Source organism: Haloarcula sp. DT43 (assembly GCF_037078405.1).
Classification (GTDB): Archaea; Halobacteriota; Halobacteria; order Halobacteriales; family Haloarculaceae; genus Haloarcula; species Haloarcula brevis.
Map to the genome: position 1 here is coordinate 1,221,843 of NZ_JAYMGZ010000001.1, position 24,581 is coordinate 1,246,423.

Genomic DNA, 24,581 nt, shown 5'->3' on the forward strand with positions numbered 1-24,581 from the left:
CGATGCGGTCGCTCACATTCGTCTGCTGTCTGCTCGTCCTCGTAGCTACGGCCCCACAGACCGCCACCGGACAGGCCGCTTCGGCCACGACGACGGCCGGTGGTCCCGACGAGCCGTCGATTCACGCGGTGTATCCGGACCCCGTCGCCGGCGGCGACGAGGGAGAGTTTGTCGTCCTCAGCGCCCCCGAGGGGACCGACCTCGGGGAGTACGCCGTCACCGACGGTGACAGCACCGCTGCCGTTCCGAACACGACTGCCAGCGGACGTGTCGTCCTCTCGACGGCACCGAACCGGACCCGGAGGCTCACCGACCGGCCGGTCGTGGGCCTCGACGGCCACCTCGGGCTGGCAAACGGCGGCGAGCGAATCCGGCTCCAGCACGGCAACCGGACCGTCGACGCCGTCCGGTACGCCGACCCGGCTGAGGGCGAACTCGGCGTCGTGAACGGCTCGGTCGTTCGCTGGCGGCCGCTGGGCGCGACCGACCGCCCCGTCGTCAGGGCCGCGGGCGGCGAGGTGCGGGCGTTCGCGCTCCCGGACGCGCCCGCAACCCCGCTTCGTCCGATACGGAACGCCACGGAGCGGGTGTACCTGGCCGGGTATACGCTCTCATCCGACAGAGTCGCCGACGCCCTCGTCGCCGCCCAGCGCCGCGGTGCGACCGTCCGCGTCCTGCTGGAAGGCGACCCGGTCGGGAGCCGAACCGCCACGGAAGCCCGCACCCTCGACCGGCTGACCGACGCCGGCGTCTCCGTCCGGGTCGTGACGGGGCCCCGCGCCAGATACCGCTACCACCATGCCAAATACGCCGTCGCCGACCGGCAGGCCGTCGTACTGACGGAGAACTGGAAGCCCGCGGGCACCGGCGGCAACAGCAGCCGCGGCTGGGGCGTGGTGACGGCACAGCCGCGGGTCGTCGCGGGGCTGAATCGGACGTTCCAATCCGACGCCGGCTGGCAGGACAACCAGCGGTGGTCGACGTACCGTCGTGGCCGGCAGTTCGAGCGAGGCGAGCCGGCGACCGGGGACTATCCGACCCGATTTCCCGCGGAGTCGGTGGCAGTCCAGCGGACGGACCTCCTGGTCACCCCGGACAACGCCCAGCGCAAACTCGTCACGACGATAGACGACGCGGAGGACTCCGTCGACGTCGTCCAGCCGACGGTCGGGGACTGGGACAGCCCGCTGCTCCGGGCGCTCCGTCGGGCTGGGGCACGCGGCGTCGAGGTCCGCCTGCTCCTCAGTGACGCGTGGTACGTCCGCGAGGAGAACACACGGACGGCAGAGCGGTTCCGGGAGTGGGCCGAGCGCAACGACGCGGCGCTGACGGCGAAAGTGGCCGACCCCGACGGGCGCTACGAAAAAATACACGCGAAAGGCGCAGTCATCGACGACGAGCGCGTCGTCGTCGGCAGCCTCAACTGGAACGAGCAGGCGGCGACGGAGAACCGGGAGGTCGTGGTGATACTCCACGGGAGCGACGCGGCGGCCTACTTCGGCGCGGTCTTCGACGCGGACTGGGCGGCCGGCGGGTTCGATACGCCGGTCGGGGTCCTCGCCGCCGTGGTCGGCCTCCTCGTGGTCGCTGGGCTCGCCGCTCGTCGCGTGTCCTTCGAGGCCTGAAAACGAGCGCCGACCCTACACTTCGTCCGGCAGCGCCGTCGAACTGCCCAGTTCCTCGTCGATTTCGGCCTCGGCCATCTTCTCGACCAGCGCGTCGATGACCGACTCGCGCCGGCCCTTGACGAACTTGATGGAGCCGACGACGAGGTGGCCGCCGCCGGAGACGCCGCCGCCGTCGACCTCCTCGGTGAGTTCGGTGACCATCCGCGGGATGTCGAGTCGGACGCCGTCGGAGCGCAGGACGGCGAAGTCCGGACCGTAGCCGATGGTGATGACGGGGTCGCCGGTCTCGGCGACCTTCCGGTCGTGGATTTCGCCGGTCGTCTTGCCGGGTGCGGGGTACGTGAAGCGGTGAGCGTGGTTCTCGACGTCGATGGTGTAGAGGTGCGCGCCGTTGTCGAGGCGCTCGTGCTCGACGTGGCTCATCGCGGCGTCGAGCTGGTCGGCCACGTCGCGCTCGGCGCGCTCGGCGAGGAAGTCGACGACCTCCGCGTGGCGCTCGCGGTCGTCGCAGTCGACGTTCAGCACGTCGGTGATGAGCTGTTCGCCGGAGCTGTACCGCAGCCAGTGGGTGGCGTAGTCGAGCGCCTCACCGATGTCGCGCAGGTCGGTCTCGTCGTACCCCTGTTCGCTCGCCAGGTCGATGTAATCCCGCATCGCCTCGGCCTCGGAGCGGTCCGAGAGGCCGGCGACGGCGGGGACGTGCGTGAGGTCCTCGGTGAGGTCGGGATCGATCATCCGGGCGAGTTCGACACAGAGCATGCCCGTCGTGATGCGGTAGTCCTCGTCGTGGAGATAGGGGTTGACGTGTTGCTCGATGAGCGGCTCGACGGCCTCGGGGTCCGGGTGGTGGTGGTCGACGACGACGACAGGGATGTCGTAGTGCCGGAGGTTCCGGTAGGCCGGCGTGTCCTCCTCGGTCGAGCCGTTGTCGAGCATCAGCAGCATCGGGAGCTTCTGGCCGTGGCGGGTTCGGTCCTCCAGCGCGAAGTTGAGGTCCCGGGTCACGTCCTCCATCTCGTAGTAGGGGGCCTTGCTCGGCAAGCGCTTGAGGAGGTGCTGGGGCGCGCTGTCGTCCTCGTACTGGGAGGCGATAAAGGACTCCAGCGCGACCTGCAGGGGGACGCTCGCACAGAGGCCGTCGCCGTCGGCGTGGTGGCGCATCCGAATCGGCCGGCCCGAGAGCACGGTCTTGCGGAGTTCGGTCGCCACTTCGCGGAGGTCGTCCCACAGCTTCTCGAAGGCGGGCCACTCGACGAGTGGCTCGATGTCGGCCGGCTGGGCGGCCTCGGCCAGCGCGGCGTCGAGGTCGCTCTCGACGTCGGCGGCGGCCTCACCGTCGAGGACAGTGAGCGACTCGGCCTCGACCTGCAGGCCGTCGTCGCGCTCCTCGGCGCGCCCGGAGACGCGGACGATGTCGTCGATTTCGACCTCGGGGTGGGCCCGGACGCCGGCCTCCTCGAAGGCGGCACAGGGGACGATACCAGTCTCGTCGCGGACCTGGAACACCGTCGGGCCGCCGGTCTGTTTTATCTGGACGACCTGGCCCTCGATGACGACGGTCGAGCCGGTGGCGTCGGCGAGGTCGGCGACGGTGGTCGCGTCGCCGTGGACGACGCGCTCGTCCTCGTAGTCGGCGACCCGGACCTCCTCGAAGCTCAGGTCGCCGTCAGGGCGGATTTCGCCGAGTTCGACGATGAGGTCGTCGCCCACGTCGTACTGACCAAGGAGATTAGAGTCGTGGACGAGTCCGGAGACAGCGTCGGAGAGGTCGACGAACACGCCGTATTCGACGGTCCCGTTGACGGTTGCGTGGTACAGTGCGCCTTCTTCGAGGTCGTCGGACGTACATTGGTCCGCGAGATCGTAGACGATGGTCCCGCCGTCGGGGACCGTCGCACCGTCACCGGTGCCAGTTGGCGAAGACATTTGTCAGTTCTTCGGTGCTCCCCCGTTTGTACTCTTCGGAATCCACGGACGGACGAACACAACGCGTAAAAAGCGCCCGACCCGACTGCCTGGTATGGGGTTGTTCCGAACGAGCGGGATACTCGGGGTCGCGGAGTCCGCCCTCGAGTTCGCGCTCGCAGCCTCCGAGGAGGCCCATCCCAACGAGTACATGGGCTTCCTCCGGGGCGATGACGCCAGCAAGCTCGGGCTCGACGAGGACGGGACGGTTCTGACCGACGTACTGGTCATCCCGGGGACGGAGTCGAACCCGGTCAGCGCGACCGTCAAGACGAGCATGGTACCAAACGACATGCGAGCGGCGGGGTCGATTCACTCCCACCCGAACGGCGTCCTCCAGCCCAGCGACGCCGACCTCGCCACGTTCGGCCGCGGCGACGTCCACATCATCGTCGGCTACCCGTACGGCCGCGACGACTGGCAGGCCTTCGACAGCGACGGGACCGAGGTCGACCTCCCGGTGCTGGACGTCGAGCCGCCCGAGGAGTCCTTCTTCGATTTCGACCAGGCCGACATCGACGCCGAACTGCGCGAGGAGGAGTTCGACCAGTGACCCGCGTCGTCGCTCAGGGCACGTTCGACATCCTGCATCCGGGCCACGTCCACTACCTGCAGGACGCCGCCGACATGGGCGACGAGCTACACGTCATCGTCGCCCGCTCGGTCAACGTTACGCACAAGGAGCCGCCGGTCGTCCCGGACGAGCAGCGCCGGGAGATGGTCGGCGCGCTCAAGCCGGTCGACGAGGCCCACCTCGGCCACGCCGAGGACATCTTCGTGCCCATCGAACGTATCGAACCCGACGTCATCGCGCTGGGCTACGACCAGCACCACGACGACGAGCAACTGCAGGCGGCGCTGTCGGCGCGCGGCATCGACTGCGAGATACGCCGGGCCAGCCCGCTGGAATCCGAGGCGGCCGAGCGACTCCTGTCGACGGGACGGATCATCGACAGGGTGCTCGAAGAGCGAGACTGAATAGCTGGCTCTGTTGAAATCCTCAGAGGGTTACAGGTTCGCCCGGTAGTTTGACCGAATGCAGGCCTTCCCGAAGTCGCGGTTACTCCGTTTGTTGAGCAGGCGTCTCACTTTTCTCGAAGAGCTGTCACTCGGGACTCCTCAAAGTTCTCGAAACACCGGGACACACTCCACCAACACATCGTCTTGCTGTGTCTCCAGGGTCGGAAGAATCGACGTACCGAACGCTTCTCGGCGAATTCATCGAGATGTCCCGGATTCGGAGTGCCATCGATCTTGAGGAACTGCCGTCGCCCTCGATGCGGTGTAAAGCGTTCAATCGACTCAAGATGGCTGTTTGACGGGTTCTTCTCAACCACTCGGTCACACTTCTCCCGACTAGCGGTGTCGTCGGTATCGACGCCTCCGGGTTCGACCGGAGTCACGCCTCGAAGCACTCACTACGCAGTAAATCGGCTATCTCTGCCTCTGGCACACCGTCACACGATTTCAAGTCCGTTTGCTAGCGCGAGGCTGGCGATGGCGGCAAATCCGCCTGCTGCCAGTCCATACTTCAACATCTGGTAGCGAAGACTGCGGCTGAGTTCATCGAATCCTTGGTCGGAAAGCACCAGCGGTTCTTTGTCACTTCCCTGGAGCACGGGAGTACCTTGATCGACGGAGACTTCTCCGCAGACTGCCAGCATCTCGCCGTCGACAATAGCTCTCGCCTCAAAATACTCGTCGTCGGGGATTTCTTCGGGTTCATCTGCATCGAAGATGGACTCCATAATGGGACCGGGATTGACAGTCCAGTGTTCCTCCAGCTGGATGAACGGCGATCTCCAACTACGTCTCGACAGCCAGGTCGATACCGTCCAATCAGGAGACACTGTTGTAATGTTGGTGCTGTCGTGGGCCTCGGCCAACCAGTCTGTGTCGATCTGAATCTCGCGGCGACCGTCGTCTACGGTAAACGCCCCGGACTCAATCCCGGATGCATACGTGATCATATTCATCTCCGCTCCGGGCTTTTCGGCATCAAGGTTGTAGTTATGAGACTCGGTGTCCTTGAGCCGCCACACGTACGCACCAACGGGCTCCTCCTCATCGGTCGACAGAGAGTGGCTTAGTGGCGGGGAATCCCTCACATTCACCGTCCCCTCTACGGCGATTTTCTCACCCTCGACGAGCGTTAACGGACGACCGTTCTCGGTTGGTGACACTGTTCGGTAGAGCCGTCCGGCAGTAATTGCTCGGTGACCGAACCACAGCGCGGAAGCAAGTAGAACTACCCCAATGAGAGTCCGTACCGCGTCGACCATATTCGTCTGAACCGTTTGAATGTACTTATAGCACACCTACCGAACGGCTATTCCAGCGAGAGAACTGTTAGAACGATAGGCTTTCAACAGAGCCGAATAGCTGGCTCCTCAGCCCGACGCGTCTGTCGAGGTGCCCGCGCTCTCGACGGTGATGATCGCCTCCGAGACGGCGCGCTCGTCCGTGGTCTCCGACCCCGCCTCGACCGGGAGCGCGTACTCACCGGGGGGTGCCGCCGAGGGGACGGCGACCGATAACTGGCCGCTCACCGACTCGACCGCCGGGTCCCAGACCAGTTGTGGCGGATACGACTCTCTAATGGCGGTCGGCTGTGGCTCGAAGCTTTCGTGGGTGATCTGCCAGCTCTCGGGCACGTCGCCGAGACGCCAGGTGAGAACGCCGACGAGGGTGGCTTGGACGTCGACCGTCGCCGTCTCGCCCGGAGCGACGGTCGCGCCCGACGTGTCGACGGAGAGCGAGCCGCCGGAACCGCCGCCGGGCGACCGACAGCCGGCGACCAGCGCGGTTCCGGCGGTGAACGCGAGCAGGGCTCTTCGAGTTGGCATACTGACGTTTTCTGCCGAGCGGTGAAAACAGTTCGTCAGACGGCCGGCCTAGAGCAGATCTTCCGCTGCGAGGCGGTCGACGGCCTCTTCGAGGCGATCCTTGCTGTTCGCGTAGGAGAAGCGGGCGTAGCCCGGCGTCCCGAACGCGCTGCCGGGGACAGTGGCGACCTGGGCCTCGGAGATGGCCGCGTCGCACCACTCGGTGTCGTCGCCGTCGGGGGCGACTTCCGGCATCATGTAGAACGCGCCCTGCGGTTCGGGGACGCGGACGCCGCGGTCTTCCAGCAGGTCGATGAGGAACTCGCGGCGCTCGGCGAAGGCCTGTCGCATCTCCTCGACGGCGTCGTCGGTGTTCGTGAGCGCCTCGACGCCGGCGTGCTGGACGAAGTTCACGGCACAGGAGACGGAGTGGGAGTGGATCTTGCCGGCCTGAGAGACCAGTTCCTCGGGCCCGGCGAAGTAGCCGAGCCGCCAGCCGGTCATCGCGTAGGCCTTCGAGAAGCCGTTGAGCGTGACCGTCCGGTCTGCCATGCCGTCGAGCGTGCCCAGCGAGATTGCCTCCGCGCCGTCGTAGGTGATCTCCTTGTAGATCTCGTCGGAGATGACCGTGATATCGTGCTCGACGGCGAGGTCACGGACGCCCTCCATCGCCTCCCGGGAGTACACCGCACCGTGGGGGTTGCCCGGCGAGTTGACGACGAGGAGCGCGGTGTCGTCGGAGACGGCTGCGGCGAGGTCGTCGAGCGCGCCCTCGAGCTGGAAGTCGTGGGCGGCGGTGTCGACGCGTGTCAGCGTGCCGCCGGCGAGCTTCGCCATCGCCTCGTAGGACACCCACGCGGGGTCCAGCAGGGCGACCTCGTCGCCAGTGCGGGACTCCGTCCCGCTTGATGACGGGTGTGACCCGTCATCGCCGTCGATGACGGTCTGGAAGATCTCGTACAGCGCCTGCTTGCCGCCGGGCGTGACGATGAGGTTCTCCGGGCCATACTGGGTGAGGCCGTCGTCGTGGAGCTTCTCGGCGATGGCCTCCTTGAGTTCGGGGATGCCGTTCGAGGACGTGTAGCCGGTGTGGCCGGCGTCGAGTGCGTCCTTGGCGGCCTGTTTGATGTTTTCGGGCGTATCGAAGTCGGGTTCGCCGACGCTCAGGTCGACGACGTCCTTGCCCTCGGCCTCCAGTTCTGCGGCCTTGTTGCTGATTGCGAGGGTCGCGCTCGGTTCTACACGTTCGACGCGGGATGCGAAGTCCATAGTCATTGTTCGAGTTCGGTGGCGAGTTCGATTGCGCTCCGGACGGCCGAGGCCCCCTTGTCGGTTCGGGCCTCGGCCTCGTCCTGGCTCATGCCCGGGCCGATGATACCCAGCGTGACGGGGGTGTCGCGGTCGAGTGACACGTCCGTCAGGCCCTGTGCGGCGGCGTTGCCGATGACCTGGTCGTGGTCGGTGTCGCCGCTGATAATCGCCCCGAGCACGGCGACGGCGTCGATATCTGACCGACGCGCGAGCCGGTCGGCTGCCAGCGGCGTGTCGTAGGACCCGGGGACGGCGAGCGAAGCGACGATTTCGGCGTCGCCGTCGGCGGCCGCCTCGCGTGCCCCGTGCTCCATCGCCTCGATAACTGCCCCGTGTTTGTCGTACTGGGCGACGACCAGCCCGAGCTGCACCATACCTGACTCCCGGGGAGGGCCGAATAAAGTACTACCGTTCCGCGCCTGTGGCCGGTCGCTGTGCCGAACGGCTGGGGTAACATCCTGTTATAGAAACCAGAAGGATTCTAATGCCCCATGTGCTTGAGCCAGGTATGGCTGTGCCGTCCGTCCTCCACGATTTCCGGGACCGGTGGCGGTCCTGGTTCGCGGACGACCCCCGAGCCACCGTGAAGCTCGTCGTCGCCGTGACGCTTCTCGGTCTCGTCCTCAGAGTCGCGGCACTCGGGAGCCGCGTCGCCCACTTCGACGAGGGTCGGGTCGCCTACTGGGCGCTCCACCTCCGCGATTCTGGCTCGTTCGCGTACCGCTACATCATCCACGGCCCGTTCATCCAGCACGTCGACAGCTGGATGTTCGCTGTCGCCGCCCCCACCGACTTCACGATGCGGCTCCCCGTCGCAATCATCGGCGGCCTGCTTCCGCTGACGGCGTTGCTCTTCCGCGAGCACCTTCGGGACGACGAGACGGTGCTCACGGCCGCTTTCCTCGCGCTCAACCCCGTCCTCCTGTACTACTCGCGGTTCATGCGTAGCGACGTGCTCGTCGCGGCGTTCATGTTCACCGCCTTCGGCCTGCTGGTCCGGTTCGTCGACACCCGCAGGGCGCGCTATCTCTACGGCGTCGGTGCGTTCATGGCGCTTGGCTTCGCCTCGAAGGAGAACGCCATCGTCTACGTGCTGACGTGGCTGGGCGCGACCGGCCTCCTGCTGGCGAAGGTGCTCGTCCTCCCCAACGGCTACCGCGACACCGCGGCCTTCCTCCGGACCGTCCCGAGCGCCGGCGGGATCTGGGGACGGCTGTCGGGACGCGCCCGGGCCAGCGTTGGGCGCGTCGTCGACACGGTTCGCTCGTTCCGCGAGCGCCACGACAGCGCCGGTACCGTCCTCGCGGCGTACGCGGGCCACGTCGTCCTCGCCGCGCTGGTGTTCGCGCTCGTCTCGCTGTTCTTCTACGCCCCCCGCGGGGCCGGCGTCGCGGGCATCGAGTACCCGCCAGCACCGGCGGCCAGCGGCGACGTGAACTTCTGGTCGGGCGTGACGAACCCTTCGCTGTTCCCCGACCTCGTCGGGGCCACCTGGGAGCGGGTCGTCGACCAGTACACCGAGTGGTTCTCGCCGGCCTCCGAGAAGGCCACGACGACGGAAACCGGCCTCGTCAACTCCCTGGAGACGTTCTACGAGAGCGTCGACGGTCACTACGAGATACTGCTGAAGGCGCTGGGCTACACCGCTGCCCCGCTGCTTCTGTTCTCGGCGTTCGGGTACGCGCTCGACCGCCTCGGCACCGTCGAGCCGCGCCACCTCGTCCCGTTCGTGGCCTACGGCGGCTACGTCTCGATTCTGGGCTACCCCATCGGCACCGACATCGGCGCACCGTGGCTCGCCGTCCACGTCGTCGTCCCGCTGTCGATTCCGGCCGCCGTGGGCCTGGCCGCGGTCGTTCGCTGGGGGAGCGAGTCGCTGTCGGCCGACGACGTGACCGGTGCCGCCATCGCCGCCGCCGTCGTCTTGCTCGTCACAGCGCTGGTCGTCAACACCGCCGCCACGCGGGTGTACACGAACGAACATCTGGACGGCAATCCGCTGGTCCAGTACGCCCAGCCCCAGGAGTCGCTCCGGGCGGACCTGGCGGCGATGGACCGCATCGCGACCGCCAACGAGAACGGCACGGACGTGGTGATGTACCACGGGGAGCGCGGCGACGCCTACGACGGCGACGACGCCTACGTCAAGGAGGACCGCAGCGAGTGGAACGACTCGTGGTGGAACACCAGACCGACCTGCCTGCAGTGGTACAACTCGCTGCCGCTGCCGTGGTACTACGCGGCTGGCGACGTGAACGTCACGTGCGAGAACCGCCCCGACGCCCTCGCCGGGCAGGCCCAGGACGGAGCGCCGCCGATAATTCTCACCCAGCAGATAGACAGCACGGTCCCCATCGAGCGGCTCGAAGCCGCCGGCTACGAGCCCCGAACCCACCGGATGCGGACGAAGTACAGCTCGAACGACATGACCGTGTGGGTCCACGAGTCGTACGGCCGGGAAACCAACGCTTAACCCCGCTGCTGTGAAAACGCGCGGTATGACGCTCACGTCACCAGGACCCACCGTCGGAGTGGTCGGCGGTGGCCAACTCGGCCGGATGCTGGGCGAGGCGGCCGCGCCGCTCGGCCTCGAACTGCTCGTGACCGACCCGACGCCGGACTGCCCGGCCGCGCCGGTCGTCCGCGACCAGCTCGTCGGCGACTTCGACGAGGAGTCGACCCTGCGAGAACTCGCCGAGCGCGCCGACTACCTCACGTTCGAAATCGAGCTGGCCGACCCGGACGTGCTCGAACGGGTCGCCGAGGAGACCGGGACGCCGGTCCATCCCGCCCCAGAGACGTTGCGGACGATTCAGGACAAGCTCGTCCAGAAGCGCCGGCTCGCCGACGCCGGCGTTCCAGTGCCGGCGTTCCGCGCAGTCGATACCGCCGAGGACCTCCGCGAGGCCTGCGCGGAACTGGGCTACCCCGCCATGCTCAAGGCCCGGACCGGCGGCTACGACGGCCGCGGGAACGTCCCCGTCGACGGCCCGGAGGATGTCGCGGACGCAATCGACGCCATCGCCGGCCCCGCGATGGTCGAGGAGATGGTCGACTTCGAGCGGGAACTGGCGGTCATGGGCTGTCGCGGCGCGGACGAGCGCGACACGTTCCCGGTCACCGAGACCATCCACCGCGAGGAGATACTCCGGGAGTCAGTCGCGCCGGCACGGGCGTCAGAGGCCGTTCGCGAGCGCGCGCGTGCGGTGGCCCACGATGTGCTGGACGCCATGGACGGGCGCGGCGTGTTCGGCATCGAACTGTTCGAGACGAGCGACGGCGGGATTCTGCTCAACGAAATCGCGCCCCGGCCCCACAACTCCGGGCACTGGACCATCGAGGGGTGTCACACCTCGCAGTTCGAGCAGCACCTGCGGGCGGTCACCGGGCGGCCCCTGGGGTCGACCGACCAGCGGTTCCCGACCGTCTCGACGAACATCCTCGGGGACGTGGCCGAGCGCCAGCCGGCGGAGCTACGGGGCGAGGACGGCGTGCTGGCGACGCCGCGGGCGCACCTGCACTGGTACGGCAAGCGCGAGGTGTACGACCTCCGGAAGATGGGGCACGTGACCCTGACCGCCGACGCCGGCGACGGCCTGCTCGCCGAGGCGCGCGAACTGCGTGCTGGGCTGACCTTCGAGTAGTACGGCCTGTCCGCCGGGGCCACCCGCATCGGAACCGAGCGGTCTTTGGCCGTTCAGTTCTGAGTTTGGGTATGGAACGACGGGCCTTCCTCCGAGCTGTCGGGCCGGCGGCCGCCGCCGGGCTGGCAGGCTGTATCGGCGGCGGCACCGCTGAGGGCGATTACGACGTGGGGATGTCAGCGGCTGCGTTTCGCCCGGTTCGCATCGCCGTCGAACCGGGGACGACCGTCCGGTGGCTCAACACGAGCAAACAGGGCCACTCGGTCACGGCCTACGAGGACGGACTCCCCGACGGCGCGGCGTACTTCGCCTCGGGCGGGTTCGACACCGAGCAGGCGGCCCGCGACAACTGGGGGAGTTCCTCCGGCGGGACGATGTACGAGGGGCAGGCGTTTACCCACACGTTCGAGACGCTCGGCGAGCACCCCTACTTCTGTATTCCGCACGAACGGGCCGGGATGGTCGGGACCGTCGTCGTGACCGAGAACCCGGACGCCGTGACGGAAAGCTAGCACCGTCGCTGTCCGGCGCGTGCGCGACCGAAAAAACCGACACGCGACGGCGTTACGCTTCGACGTCGACGTCTTCTTCGTCCACGTCGACGGCCGTCTCCTCTTCGGCGGCGACTTCCTCGGGCCGCGCTTCGAGCGTGGTCTTCTTGATTTCGACGCGTCGGAGCGGGTAGATGTCCTTGGCCTCGCCGTAGATGGCGGAGGAGAGCCGCCCCTCGACGACGCTGTCGACCAGCTGTTCGAAGGTGCGGTCCTCGGCCGTCTCGCGGACGAGGTCTATCATCGTCCGGCGGATGGCCTTCTCCTGGGAGGCGTCGGCCTTCTTCGTCGTCACGGCGACCGGCTGGACCTGGACGCGGTAGTCGTCCGTGGTCAGCACGGTGATGTAGGCCTCGACCTTCGAGGAGCCCCGTCGGACGAGCGAGCGGAGGTAGTCCCGCGTGAGCTCGTGGCGGATGAACTCCGTGTACGCCGTGTCCGAGGCGACCTCGTTGATTTTGAAGGTCAGTTTGGTGTTGTTCTCGCTGGCGTCGTTGGTCAGTTCGCCGAGCGTCGTTTCGATGGTGCGTCCGAGCACCTTGTCCGGTTCGTCCGCCGGTGTCTTACCGAGAACCTCCCGGTCGAACTGCTCGGGAGCCTGCACGGTGTACCACCGTTTCTGTTCTGTGCGCTTGGAGACGCTTCGTTCACTCATGGTTGGATTGTGTGTGTTGGTCTGCGAGCTGTGCTGCGACCCGGATGTTGACGACGTAGTCGTCGACGGTCGCCTGCAGGCCGCCGGTCGAGTCCCGTTCGACGGTCGTGACCACGGCGTCGCCCTCGACGCGCGTGGTCATCTCGTCGGTATTGTCCGGCCGCATCGCGCGTGCAACGCGTTCGGGCGAGTCGTGTGTCGTGCGAATCTCGGCCCGTCTCATACTGCCTCCCGGAACGCCTCGATGAAGTCGGCCGTCGAGACGTCGAAGCGGGCGCGTGCCCGCTCGCCCGTCCCGACGGCGTCGCCGCCGACCGCGTCGGCAGCGGCGTGCATCGTCTCGGCGACGTCCCGGCCGTCCGTGGCGCGGGCCGCGGCGCGGTCGTCGGTGACGACGAGCGTCACCGGTTCCGGTGCGCGGTAGTCCGCGAACAGGCGGGCGACGGTGCCGGTCGGCATCGCGTCGCCGCGGGCGACGAACAGGCCGTCGTACCGGCCCGTGGTCGCCTCGGAGACGGCTTCGTGGGCGCGCCGGGCGTGCGTCCGCCAGGCGTCGAGTGCATCCTCGCGGACGGCGTCGTGACCGAGCGCGAGCGCGACCGCGGTACCGGGCCGTTCGCGGGCGACGGCGTCGAGGACGTCGGCGTAGCCGCCGACCGTCTCGAAGGGGCCGCCGACCGCGGGACGGAGCGCGCGCTGGACCGCGTCGGCGGCCCGCGGCGGCGCGTCCGCGGTGACGGCCAGCGCGACCAGCGACGCGAGGCGTCGGCGGTCGTCGGCCGAGAGAGAGTCGGCCTGCCCCGACTCCGCGTCGAGGCCCAGTTCGGCGAGCGCGGCCCGCGCGGCCTCCGTCTCGCCCGAGAAGGGCGCGACGAACAGCGTCGAGTGGGCCAGCCCGTCCGCGAGGTTCGCCGTCGGAACGGCGACGCCGGGCCGGCGGTCGAGCCCCGCCTGCTCGGCGGCTTCGGCGACGGTCCCGTCGACGTCCCCGGCGGCAATCGTGCCGGCCAGGGCGAGCGCGGGGTCCGCCGTGCCGAGTTCGCGGGCGGTCTCGAAGGCGGTCGCGGCGGCGCGGTCGGTCAGCGTCACGTCGGCGGTCGGCTGCGTGCGACCGATTGCGACGGTGATGTCGGTCTCGGTGGTCCGGTCGGGGTCCTCGAACGGGCGGACGACGCTCGCCTGGAACGGCGTGTCGTCGAGCGCCCGCGCCAGCAGGCCAGTCGCGGCCAGCGCCTCGCCGGTCGCGTCGCTGACGAGGCGCACGAAGGCGGCCTCCCGCAGCGACCCGGCGAGGTCGCCGGGCGAGGTGGCTGGCGTCGGTTCCCGACCGGTCGCCGACATCTATTCGAGACCCAGCGCTTCGACGGCGTTGTCGTAGCTGTAGGTGAAGTCCTCGTCGACCTCGTCGCCGCGGTAGTAGTCGATGAGACGCCGAATCTTCGACTGCGTGTTCTGGAGCGCACGCTTGTTCTGGTAGTCGCCGGGGTTCTCGTCCATGTGGTCGCGGAGGCGGACGGCCCGCTCGAGCAGGTTTCGGAGGTCCTCCGGCAGGTCCGGCTCGGCCTCGTTCTCCTCGAGGATTTCGGTGACTTTCTTGCCAGTCGCGAGCGAGACGTCAGGAATCGGCGTGCCCTGGACGCCCTCGTCGCGCAGCTTCAGGCCGATTTCGCTGGGCGAGTGACCCTGTTCGGCCAGTTCGACGACGCGCGCTTCGATGGCGTCTTCGTCGACGTCGCTCCACTCCGGGGGTTCGTCTGCCGCCGGTTTGTCCGAGTCGGACGAACCGCGGCGGCGTGTGTGCATTCGTGCCATTGTAATCTGGTTGGAACCGCACGAACCGCTCTCGTTACGAGGCGTATTGGCACTGTACAGTGCCGAACACGGCCGCAATCCCGAGCTGTGAAAGCCCACAGCGAGTCAGATTTGCGGTCGTGCTGTTCCCATCGCCACGTCCGGGAGGGCACGACAAAACCGTTCCGCTTCCCGGCCGACGCGTCGGCTCCAGAGACAACTATCTTCGGAGTATTACGATTGATAACTTGCCCGCCTCTTTTAACACATTTGTCGGCATATGTGCAGGTAATATGGGTAGTGTTGGGTGGAGCCTCGGGACTCGCGGACAGAGCGCTCCGCTCGGGCTCGCGCTGGTTTTCGCGGTGATGATCGTCTCGACGACGGCGGTCGTCGCGCTGGGCGCGGACGCCATCACGAGCACGCAGACCCAGCTCGACGTGGAGCGAACCGAGAAGTCGCTGACGGAACTCAACTCCAAGACCGCGCTCGTGGCGCTGGGGCAGACGGACGTCCAGCAGGTCTCGCTCCCCGCGAGCAGTGCGAGTTCCTATCGCGTCGACGAGGACGCCGGGTGGATGAACGTCTCCTACCGGAACACCACGTCGGGGAACCGGACGACCGTGTTCAACGAGTCGATGGGCGAGGTGGCCTACCGCGGCAGCGGTGAGACGCGGCTCGCGTATCAGGGCGGCGGCGTCTGGCGGTCCAACGGCGACGGCACGTCGGTGATGGTCTCGCCGCCGGAGTTTCACTACCGGGACGCGACGCTGACGCTCCCCCTGGTGACGGTGAGCGGCGACGGCCTGGTCAGAGACAGGGCGGTCATCACGCCGAACCGCTCGGAGCGGTACTTCCCCAACTCGACGCGGAACGAGGAGTTCACCAACCCGCTCGAGAACGGGAAGGTGAACATCACCGTCCAGAGCGAGTACTACCGCGCGTGGGGGACGTACTTCGAGGAGCGGACCGACGGTGAGGTGACCTACTACCCCGACAGCAGCCGCGTGTCCATCATCCTCAAGGTCCCGGCCGGGCCGCGGAAAGTCCGGAACGCCGTCGCCGCGACGAGCGACACCGGGTCTATCAAGCTCAGCGGGAACGACGCGTTTACCGACAGTTACACCTCGGCGGACGGGGACGGGTACGACGCCGCCGAGGCCGGCGACGGCGGCGACCTCACGACGGCGGGCGACATCACCGTCACCGGGAGCGCGGAACTGAACGGGAACATCACCGCCGGCGGTCGCGTCGAGTTCAGCAGTAACTCGATGACGTTCGACGGCGACCGGGTCGAGTGGGCGGAGGCGTTCGACGACAAACACGGGGCGTGTTCGGCGTCCTGTTCCGACGAACAGATTGCGTCGTTCGGGGACACCACCAACATCAACTCCCACGTCGACACGCAGGTCGACGACCTGTCGTCGTCGAACGACAACGCGGGCACGATAGCCGACGACGGCGTTATCGACGGGACCGAGGGGACGACGACCCTGTCAGCGGGTCGGTACCACGTCGACAGAATCGACCTCAGCGACGACGTGGAGTTCGACACGACGGGCGGGAACGTAATCATCGGCGTCGAGAACTACGTGAGCCTCAACACCGGGAACGACATCACGGTCTCGGGCCCGAACCAGGTGAAAATATACATACAGGGCGAGTCCGCCGCGTCGGGCGGCAGCGCCAGCGGCTATCACTTCTTCACGCAGGCGAGCGACATCAGGACCACCGGCGGTGTCAGCGAGCGGTCGACACAGGTGTGGATATACGGGAAAGACCACCTCCAGGCCCGGATGGAGAAGAAGGGGTCCGACGAGTCCAGGGTCACCGGCGTCATCTACGCACCGGGCGGGAAGCCCGGAACGAGCAGGTTCGAGATATGGAAAAGCGACCTCTACGGCGGCGTGGTCACGAGCGAGGTCGAACTCGAAAAGGGCGGCGCGGTCCACTTCGACCAGGCGCTCAAACAGGAGCGGACGATTCCCAAGGACACGAGCGTGGTCGCCATCACCTACCTCCACATCTCGACGAACGACGTCAACGTCACGTCCAGCTAACGGCCCGCCCACTCCGGCAGTATCAGAACTGGGACCACCGTCACGCGGTTTTGCCTCTCCCGGCTACAGCTAGCCACCGGAACGACGCCGTTCGCTCCGGCCAGCAACCTTATCAGCTGTGATAACTACTGTCGGACAATGCAACGTCTCCGGGGGACCCAGCGGGCACAGTCGGCCCCGCTGGGGCTGATACTGGTTCTCAGCCTCGTCGTCGTCGGCTCCGCGGTGGTCGTCGGCCTGGGCGCGACGGCGCTTTCCGACACCGAGTCCGGTCTCGACGTCTCGCGGGCGGAGACGGGGATGACCCAGTTCGACTCCCAGGCTGCGCTGGTGGCGCTTGGTAGCTCCGAGAGCCAGCAGGTGTCGCTCGTCGGGACGGACGCGGCCACGTACCGGCTCGACGAGGACGCTGGGCGGATGACGGTCAACATCACCAACCACTCGGCCTCCCCGCCGACGACGGTCACGCTGCTCGACGAACAGCTCGGGGCGGTCGTCTACGAGAACGGGAACCAGGAAGTCGCCTACCAGGGCGGTGGCGTGTGGCGGCGCTCCGACAGCGGCAGCGTCATGGTCTCGCCGCCGGAGTTTTACTACCGCGACGCGACGCTGACGCTCCCGCTCATCACCGTTCGCGGCGACCGGTCGCTTGGCTCGCGGGCGAGCATCTCGAAGGACGGCACGACGCAGGTGTACCCCGACCGGGCGGCCGGGAAGGCCAACCCGCTTGACTCGGGGACGGTCAACGTCACCGTCCGGAGCCAGTACTACCGCTCGTGGGGGCGGTACTTCGAGGAGCGGACCGACGGCGACGCGCATTACGACCACGCCGACAACAGCGTGACCACGACGCTCGTCGTGCCGACGGGGCCACGGCAAGTGACCAGCGCCGTCGCGGCCACGTCCGCGGGCGGGGAGATATCCCTCTCCGGCAGCGGCACCTCCCCCGCCCGGACGGACAGCTACAACTCCTCTCTCGGCAGCTACTCGGCCACGCGGGGGTCGTTCGGGACGATTACCACGGCCGGCGACGTCTACGTCAAGGGCAACAGCGAGGTAAACGGCTCCATCCGCTCCGGCGAGCGGGTCGAAGTCAAGGGCAGCGGCGTCGTCACCCGCGACGTCGAGTACTCCACCACCAAGCACATCAAGGGCACCGTCGACGGCGAGGTCAGACAGATTTCGGGCGTCGAGGGGGCCGGCGCTATCGACGGCCTGGTGACCCGGACGGTCGCCAACGCGAGCAGTACCAACGACAACGGCGCGACGAGCAGCATCTCGGGTGCCCAGCTGCTCTCCGGCGACCAGACGCTCGACGCCGGCACGTACTACCTGGAGGACCTGACGCTGAGCGGCGAGACGCTGACGATTAACACGGGGGGCGACGACGTGACCATCGCCGTCCGGGACTACGTCTACATCGAGAACAACGGGCGAATCGAGGTCAACGGCGACGGCGAGGTCCGCTTCTACGTCAAAGGTGAGACCACGTCGGCCAGCGGCCACCACTTCCACATCTACCGTACCGGGGCCGTCGACGTCGATACCGCGCAGAACGCGACGCAGTTCTGGCTGTACGGCCAGTCCGACTTCGACGCCGCCATCGAGGGCGACACCGACACCCCGCAGTTCGAGGGCGTGATTTACGCGCCGGCCGGCGGTGTCGGTGCCAGCAACGTCTACGTACAGAAGGCGGAACTGTACGGCGGCCTCGTCGCGGGGTCGGTCGAGGTCGACAACGGCGGGCTGGTCCACTACGACCGGTCGCTGAAGAACGTCAGGGCCGTCCCGAAGGACACGAACATCATCCGGCTGACGTACCTCCACGTCTCGAAGAACCGGCTCAACGTCACCAGCGGGTGACCGCTCACTGGTCGACGTCGACCGCGATGTCGTGGTAGACCACGTAGGTCCGTCCGATTTCCCCCGAGGGGGCCGTGAAGTTACACCAGCCGTTGGCCGCGCAGGTGAACCCCTCGCTCTCGAAGTACGACTGCCAGAGCGCCTCGCGTTGCGGGGTCGAGTCGACGCTGACGTTGACGTGTTCGACGTTGCCGCCGGTGTCGGCGAACGAGACGTTGCTGTGCCGGTGGTTCGTCCGGACGAGCACCGTCGACCCGCCCAGGCTCTGCTGGTCGCTGGCGGTCGTTCCGACGACGGTGACGAGCACGCGCTCCTCCGAGACGACTATCGGCGGCGACCGCTGTCGGACCCCGCTGTCCCGGTTCGTCCGGAACACCGCCCCCGCTTCGTACACCAGCTCCCGCTCCTGGTTGCCGGCGTAGACAATCGGCCGTATCTCCCAGCTACCGACGTCTACGGGGGCCGTGCCGTCGTGGACCTGCACCGATATCGTCGTGTTCTCGCCGGTCCTGAGCGACGCCTCGCCGAGGCTGACCTCCGTCGCACGGCTCGGTGCCCCCTGTTTGTGGAGGTCCGCGATGTTGTCCGAGAGCACGTCGAACGCCCGCTCGGCGTTCTCCATCTGCTCGGCGTCCCGGGCGTTCTGTAACGCCCCAAGCCCGCTCACCGAGACGAGGATTATCGAGGCCACGATGAGGCTGAACACCAGGGCGAAGCTCAGCACCTCGCTGACGGCGCGGTCAGCCATCTCGGACCTCCAGTTGCCCGCTCGACTCGTCGTAGAACACGGTTATCACGCCGCCGCCGGCGGAGGACTCGCCCAGGCTCGTCCGGCTCTTGAGCCGGACCGTCACCGACACCTCCGGCGAGGTCGATTCGAGGGAGAGTTCTGCGGCCCCGGCGTCAATCGAGACCTGATAGGTGCTCCCGCTCACCCGCTCCGGGAACGTGTGGTTCAGCCGCGCGGTCGGGTCGCCGTCGGCGGCGACTACGAGCCGGTCGATGCGGGCGATGTCCGAGGCGACCTGCTGGCCGATGACGTCGAGTTCGTCCCTGATGACCTGCTCCTGCCGGCTCTCGACGAAGTTGCCGCCGGCGATGAGCAGCCCCGACACCAGAATCGAGGCGATGGCCAGGCTCAGCGTGTAGCTCAGCGTCGTCGAGACGGCGCGATTACGCATCCGGCTCACCCGGGGCTACCCGTATCTTCGCGTCGTACTGCAGGTTCGACGTGGCGTAGCGGTAGCGGACGGTCGCGTTGTAAATCGCGGGCGTGCTGAACGGCGACGCGGGGGCCGTATCGAGCGTGTTGGCCGGCGTGCTGTCGCGGACGACCATCGAATAGTTCCCCCGTATCCCGTCGCCCCCCGCGTACGTGATGTTGTACTCGTCGCCGACGCCGTGGGCGAAGCGACCATCGAAGCTTCCGCCCCGGAGCGCGAGACACGGCTCGCCCTGGACCGTCCCGCCGGTCACGTCGATGTGAGCGTACGGCTCCTCGATGGGGACGGAACACGTCTGCGTGCCCGCCGACGTGTCGACCTCCACGTTGACGGTCCCGCCGGGGCCGACCGAACCCCAGATTCGCATCGTCCACTCCGGGTTGCCACCGGTACCGTTGGCCGTGACGACGAACTCGTTGCCCGAGATGGGGAGCTGCGTCGCGTTGATGACGAACCGCCTGGTCGCGGTCGTCCCGTCACCTGGACGGGTGACCCGTTCTCTGACCATCCAGTCGGCGCTCGGCGTCGCCTCGCCGGACTCGAACCGCGAGGTGTTGGTCTGAGCAATCCGCGTGCCGTAGGTCGGCGACCCGGCCAGCGTGACGTTCACGAGCGTCCCGCTGGTGACTCGCTGGCGCTCCGTCTGCGTGCTGACGGTCCGGACGCTGTCGCGCAACGCGGTTTCGAGCGCCGTCTGTGTCGAGTGGTTGTACCTGTTGGCCGCGGTGACGCCCCGCCCGACGTTGGCCTCCACCATCGCCCGCATCTCCAGCGCGTCGTTGCTCCCGGCGACCTCGCCCCGACTGGCGAGGTTCTGCGTGTAAATCGCGGAGTTGACGACCAGCGCCAGCCCGATGAACGTCACTGCCAGGGCCAGCGCCGCGATGAGGATTATCTGTCCACGGTCGTCGTTCAGATGCGCCACGCGACCACCTCCACGCTGACCGTGTTGTACACGTTCGCTCCGGTGTCCGACACCGTGTAGTCGGTCGCCGGGTCCCCGAGCCGGATGCTGCTCGGCGTGCCGTCCTCGTTCCGCAGCCGGTCGTCGTCCATGAGCGTGAGTGTGCGGCTCGCCCGCACCGCGTTGTCGCTCGGCTCGCCGCTGTAGACGTACCGGGTCGTGACGGTGTTCCCCTGCGTGTTCTGGAACCGGAGGTACACGTTGTACGCGATTCCCCGCCGGTCGAAGGCCCGCTCCAGCAGCTCCCCGAACCGATTGTCCGGCGGCCCGTTCGTGTAGTACTCCCGCCCGCCGGCCGTGTTGTGGAACTGCGCCGTGCTGTTGTTCCAGTAGAGCACGGCGGGTTTCAGCGCGCCCTCCGCCGCCGCTGACGCGAGCACCCCGTTGCCGATGGCCTGCTGCTGGTTCTCGATGTGCTGGCTCGACGTGCTCGCCGACAGCGGCGTCACCGCCGTCATCTGGAGCGCGAACACCAGACTCGCGAGCAACAGCATCCCGCTGACGATTGCTTCGAGCGTGTGAGCCTGTGCCCGCATTACCACATCACCACCCGTACCGTGACGTCCTGTCCGTTCAGGGAGGCGGCTCGCAGGGCCGTGACGGACGCGTCGTTGTTCGACGGCGGGGCCCGTCCAGCGGCGAGGACCGTCCCACAGCCGGCACTGGCCGCGACGAGTTCCTGGTTCCCGCTGTCCCAGCAGAGGAGTTCGTCGGCGGCCGCCGTCGCCGTCGCGTTCCCGCTGACCGTCACGTTCACGTTCTCCCGGAGCGGGTCGAGTCCGACCCGCTCCTCCGGACTCCCGCCCGACTCGTAGCCACACCCCGACGGCGGCGCGTTCCCGGCGAAGAACTCCCGCGTACAGTGCTCGTCCAGAACGTAGGGCCGCTGTGGCGACCCGAGCATCCCCATCGTGAGCCCGTCGGCGACCCTGTCGGTCGTCACCGTCTCCTCCTGAACGCCCGCGGAAAACGGCGACAGCAGTCCGGGGATGAACAGGAAGATGAATATCAGCACGCTCAGAAAGAGGCTCATCCCGATTGCGAAGTCCAGCGTCGTCTGTCCGCGCCGTCGCTTTTCGCTCTGGCGCAGTCGGTCCTCGGACTGCGTCCCGTTTCTCCTACCGTTCATATACCTGATTCACGAAACTGAGATTACTGTAGGGATGGTCTCAGGCGTTATAGCCATTATGGCCGTCCTGTAGCTCCGATTACTGGACTCGCGTTCCCGATGGATGCCGGGCGACTGCGGTCTGAACCATGACCGTGGGGCCGGTTCTCTATGTCCCGGTGCTTCGATGGGTTTAAGCAATCCCATCGGGAAGCAATCATTGCACACGAGGGCTCGTAGATCAGAGGTAGATCACTCCCTTGGCATGGGAGAGGCCCCGGGTTCAAATCCCGGCGAGTCCATCCTTATTTTACCGTCGTACACGGGGAATTAATAACACGGCGAGAGCGCCGTTTCTCCCCGTTTTCGGCACAATCGGGTTTCGAGAACCCTCCCCGGAGAAAGAGAGTTCACAGGGAATCCGGATGCACCCCTCGCAGTCACGCGATTGTTCCGAGGGAGACCGGTTCTCTGACACTTCTCGGAGGTGGTCGGCGTGTCGCCTAAACGCGACCTCGCCCAGCCCGCCGACTGGCCGTTCGCTCGTGATGAGTTTGTCCGTGCGTCTCGCCTCCTGGAGGCGACCGACGACGACGTTCGTCGAGCTATCGAGCGCATCGAGGACGGTGGTCAGCAGTGACCGACGAACTCCCTGCCCGCCCGCGCTGTCGATGGTGCGATGGCAGCGCGTCGGAACTCGAACCTGCCCCCTGCGCTCGCTGCTCGGTCGCTCTTGATCGCCTCAACGAACCCGGCGTTACCGCCGTCTCGAAAGAAGGGCAGGTGATTCGATGACGGACTGGTCGAACTACGTCCAGTACCGCTGTCCACTCTGCCAAGACAACTGCATCAACAGGGACGACCATCCTGCGGCGGAGGCCAATCGCTGTAAGCAGTGCTACAGTGTCCCCTCAGCAGACACCACAAGCGAGGGCGCGGGAGAGCTGGCACGCCCGGAAGCGCAACGGAGTGAGCATCCCGGACCGGAGGGCGAGCGCCAATCGCACTCCGCACCAGCTCGACCAACTGGAAGCGCCCCCACGCGGGGCGACCCGGAAGCCCGAGCGTTTCCCCCGAACCCGGAGGGTGAGGGGAATCCCAACGGCGACACACTGGACAGCCGACGAACGGACGCCCGTTCTGATGGTCCCAAATGAGCGTCGTCGAGCCGCCGGGACACCTGGGCGGTCTCGACCTCGCCGATAGATGTAACACTCCCGTCTTAGCAGACCTTCTCGAAGAGCGCGATCTTCTCGGTCACGGTCAATTGCTCGATGGAACTCTCACAGAACGCGACGAAGATCGCGTACGCGTAGCGAAGTTTATTGCGGCGCATCCGGAGGGTACACCGCTGTCACACGTTGTTTCGTACGCCGTCAAAGGTGTCTCACCCGAAGTATGCGAGCGCGTCGAAGGCTCTGACCCCGACTACCAGTTTGCATACCGCTTCATCGACGATCTTGTAGCCCCTGAAAACCCCTACGTGCGGAAATCCGAGTCTGCAGGGGTTCTGATGGTGACCCCGACCCTCCGCCTTCTTGACTTGATTACAGAAGGCATTACTCAAACAGCCAACGAAGAGGGCATCAAGTACGACAGGGAGTTTCTCCGGAACTACCTCTCTAAGGTCGATTCTGTAGACGATGACCTCCGGGAGCTACTGAAGGACGGTTTTACATCCTACCTCAATCGCATCAAAGACTACAAGCTCCTGTTCGATGTCCACTTCGTCGACCGGCGTGGTGGCGAGTCCACCAAGCGGATGACGAAGGATTACAAGACCCGATTCAACGACCAAGGCCGCGTTTCCAAGCAGTTTGCCCGGTTCAATGATGCACTCGAATACGGCTACGAAAACGCTGAGAACGCCGTCCTGGTGACGCTGACGACCGACCCGAAGCGCCAAGACTCGCTGCTTGACGGGATAGATTCGATAAACGAGAATTTCAACCGGCTGCTGTCGTATTTCGACTCGGACCCGTCGACGAAAGCCGATACCCGCGACCCGAGCGTTCCCGGCTGGCGTCCCGACCTCGACGACGACGTGACCGGGCGACCGCGCGACCGACCGGACTACATCAAGGCCCTGGAGTTCACTGAGAAAGGATACCCGCACCTGCATGTGCTGTTCTTCGACGTGCCGACCCGCCAGCAAGACGGACTGCCGTGGCTGTGCGACAAGCCGGAAGTAGCCGAGAAATGGGCCGACTACGGCCAAGGCGAGATCGTCGACGTGTACCCGCTGACGTACCGCGACGACCTCGACGAGCTGGAACCAGAGTTCCAGAGTGACGAAGGCTTCGTCGACTGGTATCGCTTCGGCGACCACGATCACGGCGAAGACTGGGTACGCGACCGTACCAGGTCACACGAGCTGATAGAGTTTGGCGATGACGGCCACGAGAAGGAATCAACCGCTGGCGCGTATCTCGGAAAGTACCTGAGTGCGACGTTTGGTTCGCTGCTTGACGCTACGGAGTCCTTTGAGCAGGGTGACGAAGATCGGGAAAATTATGATGATAAAGCGGCTACTTGGAAGCTCGCGTTGTACTGGGTGACAAACCGGCGCTTCTGGTCATGTTCACGGTCGATTACGGAGGGGATCGACCCGAGCGACCACCTGCAAGATCCGGACGTACGTGAAGCCGTGCGCTGGTGTTCGCTTGATTCAGTGAAAACTTCCATTGAGAGTGAAATCCGTGATAGCCTTGCACGCCGGCAGTGGACCAACCTTGATAACCTTGATGCTGCTGTAGAGCGGGCTATTTCTGAAGTGGAACGTCCACAAGTACGTTCAACGCTGCCAAAAGATCCCACATTTCGGTGTGTTATTGACTATATTGGAGCATATTCGTACTGGGATCTTCCCAGTAATGAACTAGGTGAGAATAATAGTGAGTTTGAACAAGTTGCTAAATTTACCGACAGCGCCTCTATGTGAATATACAGTCAGAATAAGATCTCGGACGGGTATCACCGGACTATATTAGCAT

At 66.4% G+C, this 24,581-nt stretch carries 24 protein-coding genes, 1 tRNA gene and 1 pseudogene; 12 read left to right on the top strand and 14 right to left on the bottom strand.

Annotation, left to right across the window (positions count from 1 at the left end; all coding sequences use genetic code 11):
* Positions 1–2 precede the first annotated feature (2 nt).
* Positions 3–1,625, top strand: a complete 1,623-nt coding sequence (locus VI123_RS06590; RefSeq protein WP_336337233.1) for a phospholipase D-like domain-containing protein — start codon at positions 3–5, stop codon at positions 1,623–1,625.
* Positions 1,626–1,640: 15 nt separating this feature from the next.
* Here the strand turns inward: VI123_RS06590 and VI123_RS06595 are convergent, their stop codons facing one another.
* The gene (locus VI123_RS06595) at positions 1,641–3,554 is read right to left on the bottom strand and encodes a DHH family phosphoesterase (RefSeq protein WP_336337234.1); all 1,914 of its coding nucleotides are present in this window, start codon (positions 3,552–3,554) and stop codon (positions 1,641–1,643) included.
* A 94-nt stretch (positions 3,555–3,648) separates the two neighbouring features.
* Between VI123_RS06595 and VI123_RS06600 the strand changes: the two genes are divergently transcribed.
* The 3 genes and pseudogenes from VI123_RS06600 to VI123_RS06610 all read left to right on the top strand — a co-directional run.
* Positions 3,649–4,146: a Mov34/MPN/PAD-1 family protein gene (locus VI123_RS06600; protein ID WP_336337235.1), complete on the top strand. Its 498-nt coding sequence runs from the start codon at positions 3,649–3,651 to the stop codon at positions 4,144–4,146.
* Positions 4,143–4,571 carry an adenylyltransferase/cytidyltransferase family protein gene (locus tag VI123_RS06605; protein ID WP_336337236.1) on the top strand — a complete coding sequence of 143 codons (429 nt, stop codon included), beginning with the start codon at positions 4,143–4,145 and terminating at the stop codon, positions 4,569–4,571. Before VI123_RS06600 ends, VI123_RS06605 begins: the two co-directional genes overlap by 4 nt.
* A gap of 58 nt (positions 4,572–4,629) precedes the next feature.
* Positions 4,630–5,008, top strand: a pseudogene (locus VI123_RS06610) (IS5/IS1182 family transposase); the annotation flags it as partial.
* A gap of 42 nt (positions 5,009–5,050) precedes the next feature.
* Here VI123_RS06610 and VI123_RS06615 read toward each other — a convergent pair.
* From VI123_RS06615 to ribH, 4 genes are all read right to left on the bottom strand, one after another.
* Positions 5,051–5,875 carry a hypothetical protein gene (locus VI123_RS06615; RefSeq protein ID WP_336337237.1) on the bottom strand — a complete coding sequence of 275 codons (825 nt, stop codon included), beginning with the start codon at positions 5,873–5,875 and terminating at the stop codon, positions 5,051–5,053.
* 108 nt (positions 5,876–5,983) lie between these two features.
* On the bottom strand, positions 5,984–6,439 hold the full coding sequence (locus VI123_RS06620) for a hypothetical protein (RefSeq protein WP_336337238.1): 456 nt from the start codon (positions 6,437–6,439) through the stop codon (positions 5,984–5,986).
* A 48-nt stretch (positions 6,440–6,487) separates the two neighbouring features.
* Positions 6,488–7,693 (bottom strand): pyridoxal phosphate-dependent aminotransferase, encoded by a 1,206-nt coding sequence (locus tag VI123_RS06625; protein WP_336337239.1) that lies wholly within the window; start codon positions 7,691–7,693, stop codon positions 6,488–6,490.
* Complete coding sequence (gene ribH, locus VI123_RS06630; protein WP_336337240.1) at positions 7,690–8,103, bottom strand: 6,7-dimethyl-8-ribityllumazine synthase; 414 nt, start codon at positions 8,101–8,103, stop codon at positions 7,690–7,692. The genes VI123_RS06625 and ribH overlap by 4 nt, the downstream gene beginning before the upstream one ends.
* Before the next feature lie 134 nt (positions 8,104–8,237).
* Between ribH and VI123_RS06635 the strand changes: the two genes are divergently transcribed.
* The 3 genes from VI123_RS06635 to VI123_RS06645 all read left to right on the top strand — a co-directional run bounded on the left by VI123_RS06635 (position 8,238) and on the right by VI123_RS06645 (position 11,885).
* Positions 8,238–10,202 (top strand): flippase activity-associated protein Agl23, encoded by a 1,965-nt coding sequence (locus tag VI123_RS06635; protein WP_336337241.1) that lies wholly within the window; start codon positions 8,238–8,240, stop codon positions 10,200–10,202.
* Positions 10,203–10,227: 25 nt separating this feature from the next.
* On the top strand, positions 10,228–11,373 hold the full coding sequence (locus VI123_RS06640) for a 5-(carboxyamino)imidazole ribonucleotide synthase (RefSeq protein ID WP_336337242.1): 1,146 nt from the start codon (positions 10,228–10,230) through the stop codon (positions 11,371–11,373).
* Between the two features lie 203 nt (positions 11,374–11,576).
* Positions 11,577–11,885 carry a plastocyanin/azurin family copper-binding protein gene (locus tag VI123_RS06645; RefSeq protein ID WP_407066989.1) on the top strand — a complete coding sequence of 103 codons (309 nt, stop codon included), beginning with the start codon at positions 11,577–11,579 and terminating at the stop codon, positions 11,883–11,885.
* A gap of 52 nt (positions 11,886–11,937) precedes the next feature.
* Here the strand turns inward: VI123_RS06645 and VI123_RS06650 are convergent, their stop codons facing one another.
* From VI123_RS06650 to VI123_RS06665, 4 genes are read right to left on the bottom strand one after another with little or no spacing between them, the layout of a single operon-like run.
* Positions 11,938–12,579, bottom strand: coding sequence for a 30S ribosomal protein S3ae (locus VI123_RS06650; RefSeq protein WP_336337244.1), 642 nt, complete (start codon positions 12,577–12,579; stop codon positions 11,938–11,940).
* Positions 12,572–12,802: a KEOPS complex subunit Pcc1 gene (locus VI123_RS06655; protein WP_336337245.1), complete on the bottom strand. Its 231-nt coding sequence runs from the start codon at positions 12,800–12,802 to the stop codon at positions 12,572–12,574. The genes VI123_RS06650 and VI123_RS06655 overlap by 8 nt, the downstream gene beginning before the upstream one ends.
* Positions 12,799–13,920 carry a hypothetical protein gene (locus VI123_RS06660; RefSeq protein WP_336337246.1) on the bottom strand — a complete coding sequence of 374 codons (1,122 nt, stop codon included), beginning with the start codon at positions 13,918–13,920 and terminating at the stop codon, positions 12,799–12,801. Before VI123_RS06660 ends, VI123_RS06655 begins: the two co-directional genes overlap by 4 nt.
* Positions 13,921–14,391, bottom strand: coding sequence for a 30S ribosomal protein S15 (locus VI123_RS06665; RefSeq protein ID WP_004957060.1), 471 nt, complete (start codon positions 14,389–14,391; stop codon positions 13,921–13,923).
* Positions 14,392–14,663: 272 nt separating this feature from the next.
* Here VI123_RS06665 and VI123_RS06670 point away from each other — a divergent pair, with 272 nt between their 5' ends.
* Both VI123_RS06670 and VI123_RS06675 read left to right on the top strand, forming a co-directional pair.
* Positions 14,664–16,430, top strand: a complete 1,767-nt coding sequence (locus tag VI123_RS06670; protein WP_455429071.1) for a DUF7289 family protein — start codon at positions 14,664–14,666, stop codon at positions 16,428–16,430.
* Between the two features lie 138 nt (positions 16,431–16,568).
* A complete protein-coding gene (locus tag VI123_RS06675) occupies positions 16,569–18,293 on the top strand; it encodes a polymer-forming cytoskeletal protein (protein ID WP_336337247.1) in 1,725 nt (574 codons plus the stop codon).
* Between the two features lie 4 nt (positions 18,294–18,297).
* On the opposite strand, the gene VI123_RS06680 is transcribed toward VI123_RS06675, so the two are convergent.
* The 5 genes from VI123_RS06680 to VI123_RS06700 are packed head-to-tail and all read right to left on the bottom strand — an operon-like array spanning position 18,298 to position 21,609.
* Positions 18,298–19,041, bottom strand: a complete 744-nt coding sequence (locus tag VI123_RS06680) for a DUF7289 family protein (RefSeq protein ID WP_336337248.1) — start codon at positions 19,039–19,041, stop codon at positions 18,298–18,300.
* A complete protein-coding gene (locus tag VI123_RS06685; RefSeq protein ID WP_336337249.1) occupies positions 19,034–19,474 on the bottom strand; it encodes a DUF7266 family protein in 441 nt (146 codons plus the stop codon). Before VI123_RS06685 ends, VI123_RS06680 begins: the two co-directional genes overlap by 8 nt.
* Complete coding sequence (locus VI123_RS06690) at positions 19,467–20,441, bottom strand: DUF7261 family protein (protein ID WP_336337250.1); 975 nt, start codon at positions 20,439–20,441, stop codon at positions 19,467–19,469. Before VI123_RS06690 ends, VI123_RS06685 begins: the two co-directional genes overlap by 8 nt.
* Positions 20,429–21,016, bottom strand: coding sequence for a DUF7288 family protein (locus VI123_RS06695; RefSeq protein ID WP_336337251.1), 588 nt, complete (start codon positions 21,014–21,016; stop codon positions 20,429–20,431). Before VI123_RS06695 ends, VI123_RS06690 begins: the two co-directional genes overlap by 13 nt.
* Positions 21,016–21,609: a DUF7287 family protein gene (locus VI123_RS06700; RefSeq protein ID WP_336337252.1), complete on the bottom strand. Its 594-nt coding sequence runs from the start codon at positions 21,607–21,609 to the stop codon at positions 21,016–21,018. The genes VI123_RS06695 and VI123_RS06700 overlap by 1 nt, the downstream gene beginning before the upstream one ends.
* Positions 21,610–21,818: 209 nt before the next feature.
* Here VI123_RS06700 and VI123_RS06705 point away from each other — a divergent pair.
* The 3 genes from VI123_RS06705 (at position 21,819) to VI123_RS06715 (ending at position 24,529) form a co-directional block, all read left to right on the top strand.
* A tRNA-Ala gene (locus VI123_RS06705) sits at positions 21,819–21,890 on the top strand.
* Positions 21,891–22,084: 194 nt separating this feature from the next.
* Entirely contained in the window at positions 22,085–22,228 is a 144-nt protein-coding gene (locus VI123_RS06710; protein WP_336337253.1) for a hypothetical protein, read from the top strand.
* Positions 22,229–22,741: 513 nt separating this feature from the next.
* Complete coding sequence (locus VI123_RS06715; protein ID WP_336337254.1) at positions 22,742–24,529, top strand: hypothetical protein; 1,788 nt, start codon at positions 22,742–22,744, stop codon at positions 24,527–24,529.
* Positions 24,530–24,581: the final 52 nt, after the last annotated feature.

Bases quoted from the DNA above. Each gene is read 5' to 3' on its own strand.
- VI123_RS06590 (WP_336337233.1), top strand. From the start codon at position 3: ATGCGGTCGCTCACATTCGTCTGCTGTCTGCTCGTCCTCGTAGCTACG.
- VI123_RS06595 (WP_336337234.1), bottom strand. From the start codon at position 3,554: ATGTCTTCGCCAACTGGCACCGGTGACGGTGCGACGGTCCCCGACGGC.
- VI123_RS06600 (WP_336337235.1), top strand. From the start codon at position 3,649: ATGGGGTTGTTCCGAACGAGCGGGATACTCGGGGTCGCGGAGTCCGCC.
- VI123_RS06615 (WP_336337237.1), bottom strand. From the start codon at position 5,875: ATGGTCGACGCGGTACGGACTCTCATTGGGGTAGTTCTACTTGCTTCC.
- VI123_RS06620 (WP_336337238.1), bottom strand. From the start codon at position 6,439: ATGCCAACTCGAAGAGCCCTGCTCGCGTTCACCGCCGGAACCGCGCTG.
- VI123_RS06625 (WP_336337239.1), bottom strand. From the start codon at position 7,693: ATGACTATGGACTTCGCATCCCGCGTCGAACGTGTAGAACCGAGCGCG.
- ribH (WP_336337240.1), bottom strand. From the start codon at position 8,103: ATGGTGCAGCTCGGGCTGGTCGTCGCCCAGTACGACAAACACGGGGCA.
- VI123_RS06635 (WP_336337241.1), top strand. From the start codon at position 8,238: ATGGCTGTGCCGTCCGTCCTCCACGATTTCCGGGACCGGTGGCGGTCC.
- VI123_RS06640 (WP_336337242.1), top strand. From the start codon at position 10,228: ATGACGCTCACGTCACCAGGACCCACCGTCGGAGTGGTCGGCGGTGGC.
- VI123_RS06650 (WP_336337244.1), bottom strand. From the start codon at position 12,579: ATGAGTGAACGAAGCGTCTCCAAGCGCACAGAACAGAAACGGTGGTAC.
- VI123_RS06655 (WP_336337245.1), bottom strand. From the start codon at position 12,802: ATGAGACGGGCCGAGATTCGCACGACACACGACTCGCCCGAACGCGTT.
- VI123_RS06660 (WP_336337246.1), bottom strand. From the start codon at position 13,920: ATGTCGGCGACCGGTCGGGAACCGACGCCAGCCACCTCGCCCGGCGAC.
- VI123_RS06665 (WP_004957060.1), bottom strand. From the start codon at position 14,391: ATGGCACGAATGCACACACGCCGCCGCGGTTCGTCCGACTCGGACAAA.
- VI123_RS06670 (WP_455429071.1), top strand. From the start codon at position 14,664: ATGGGTAGTGTTGGGTGGAGCCTCGGGACTCGCGGACAGAGCGCTCCG.
- VI123_RS06675 (WP_336337247.1), top strand. From the start codon at position 16,569: ATGCAACGTCTCCGGGGGACCCAGCGGGCACAGTCGGCCCCGCTGGGG.
- VI123_RS06680 (WP_336337248.1), bottom strand. From the start codon at position 19,041: ATGGCTGACCGCGCCGTCAGCGAGGTGCTGAGCTTCGCCCTGGTGTTC.
- VI123_RS06685 (WP_336337249.1), bottom strand. From the start codon at position 19,474: ATGCGTAATCGCGCCGTCTCGACGACGCTGAGCTACACGCTGAGCCTG.
- VI123_RS06695 (WP_336337251.1), bottom strand. From the start codon at position 21,016: ATGCGGGCACAGGCTCACACGCTCGAAGCAATCGTCAGCGGGATGCTG.
- VI123_RS06700 (WP_336337252.1), bottom strand. From the start codon at position 21,609: ATGAACGGTAGGAGAAACGGGACGCAGTCCGAGGACCGACTGCGCCAG.
- VI123_RS06715 (WP_336337254.1), top strand. From the start codon at position 22,742: ATGAGCGTCGTCGAGCCGCCGGGACACCTGGGCGGTCTCGACCTCGCC.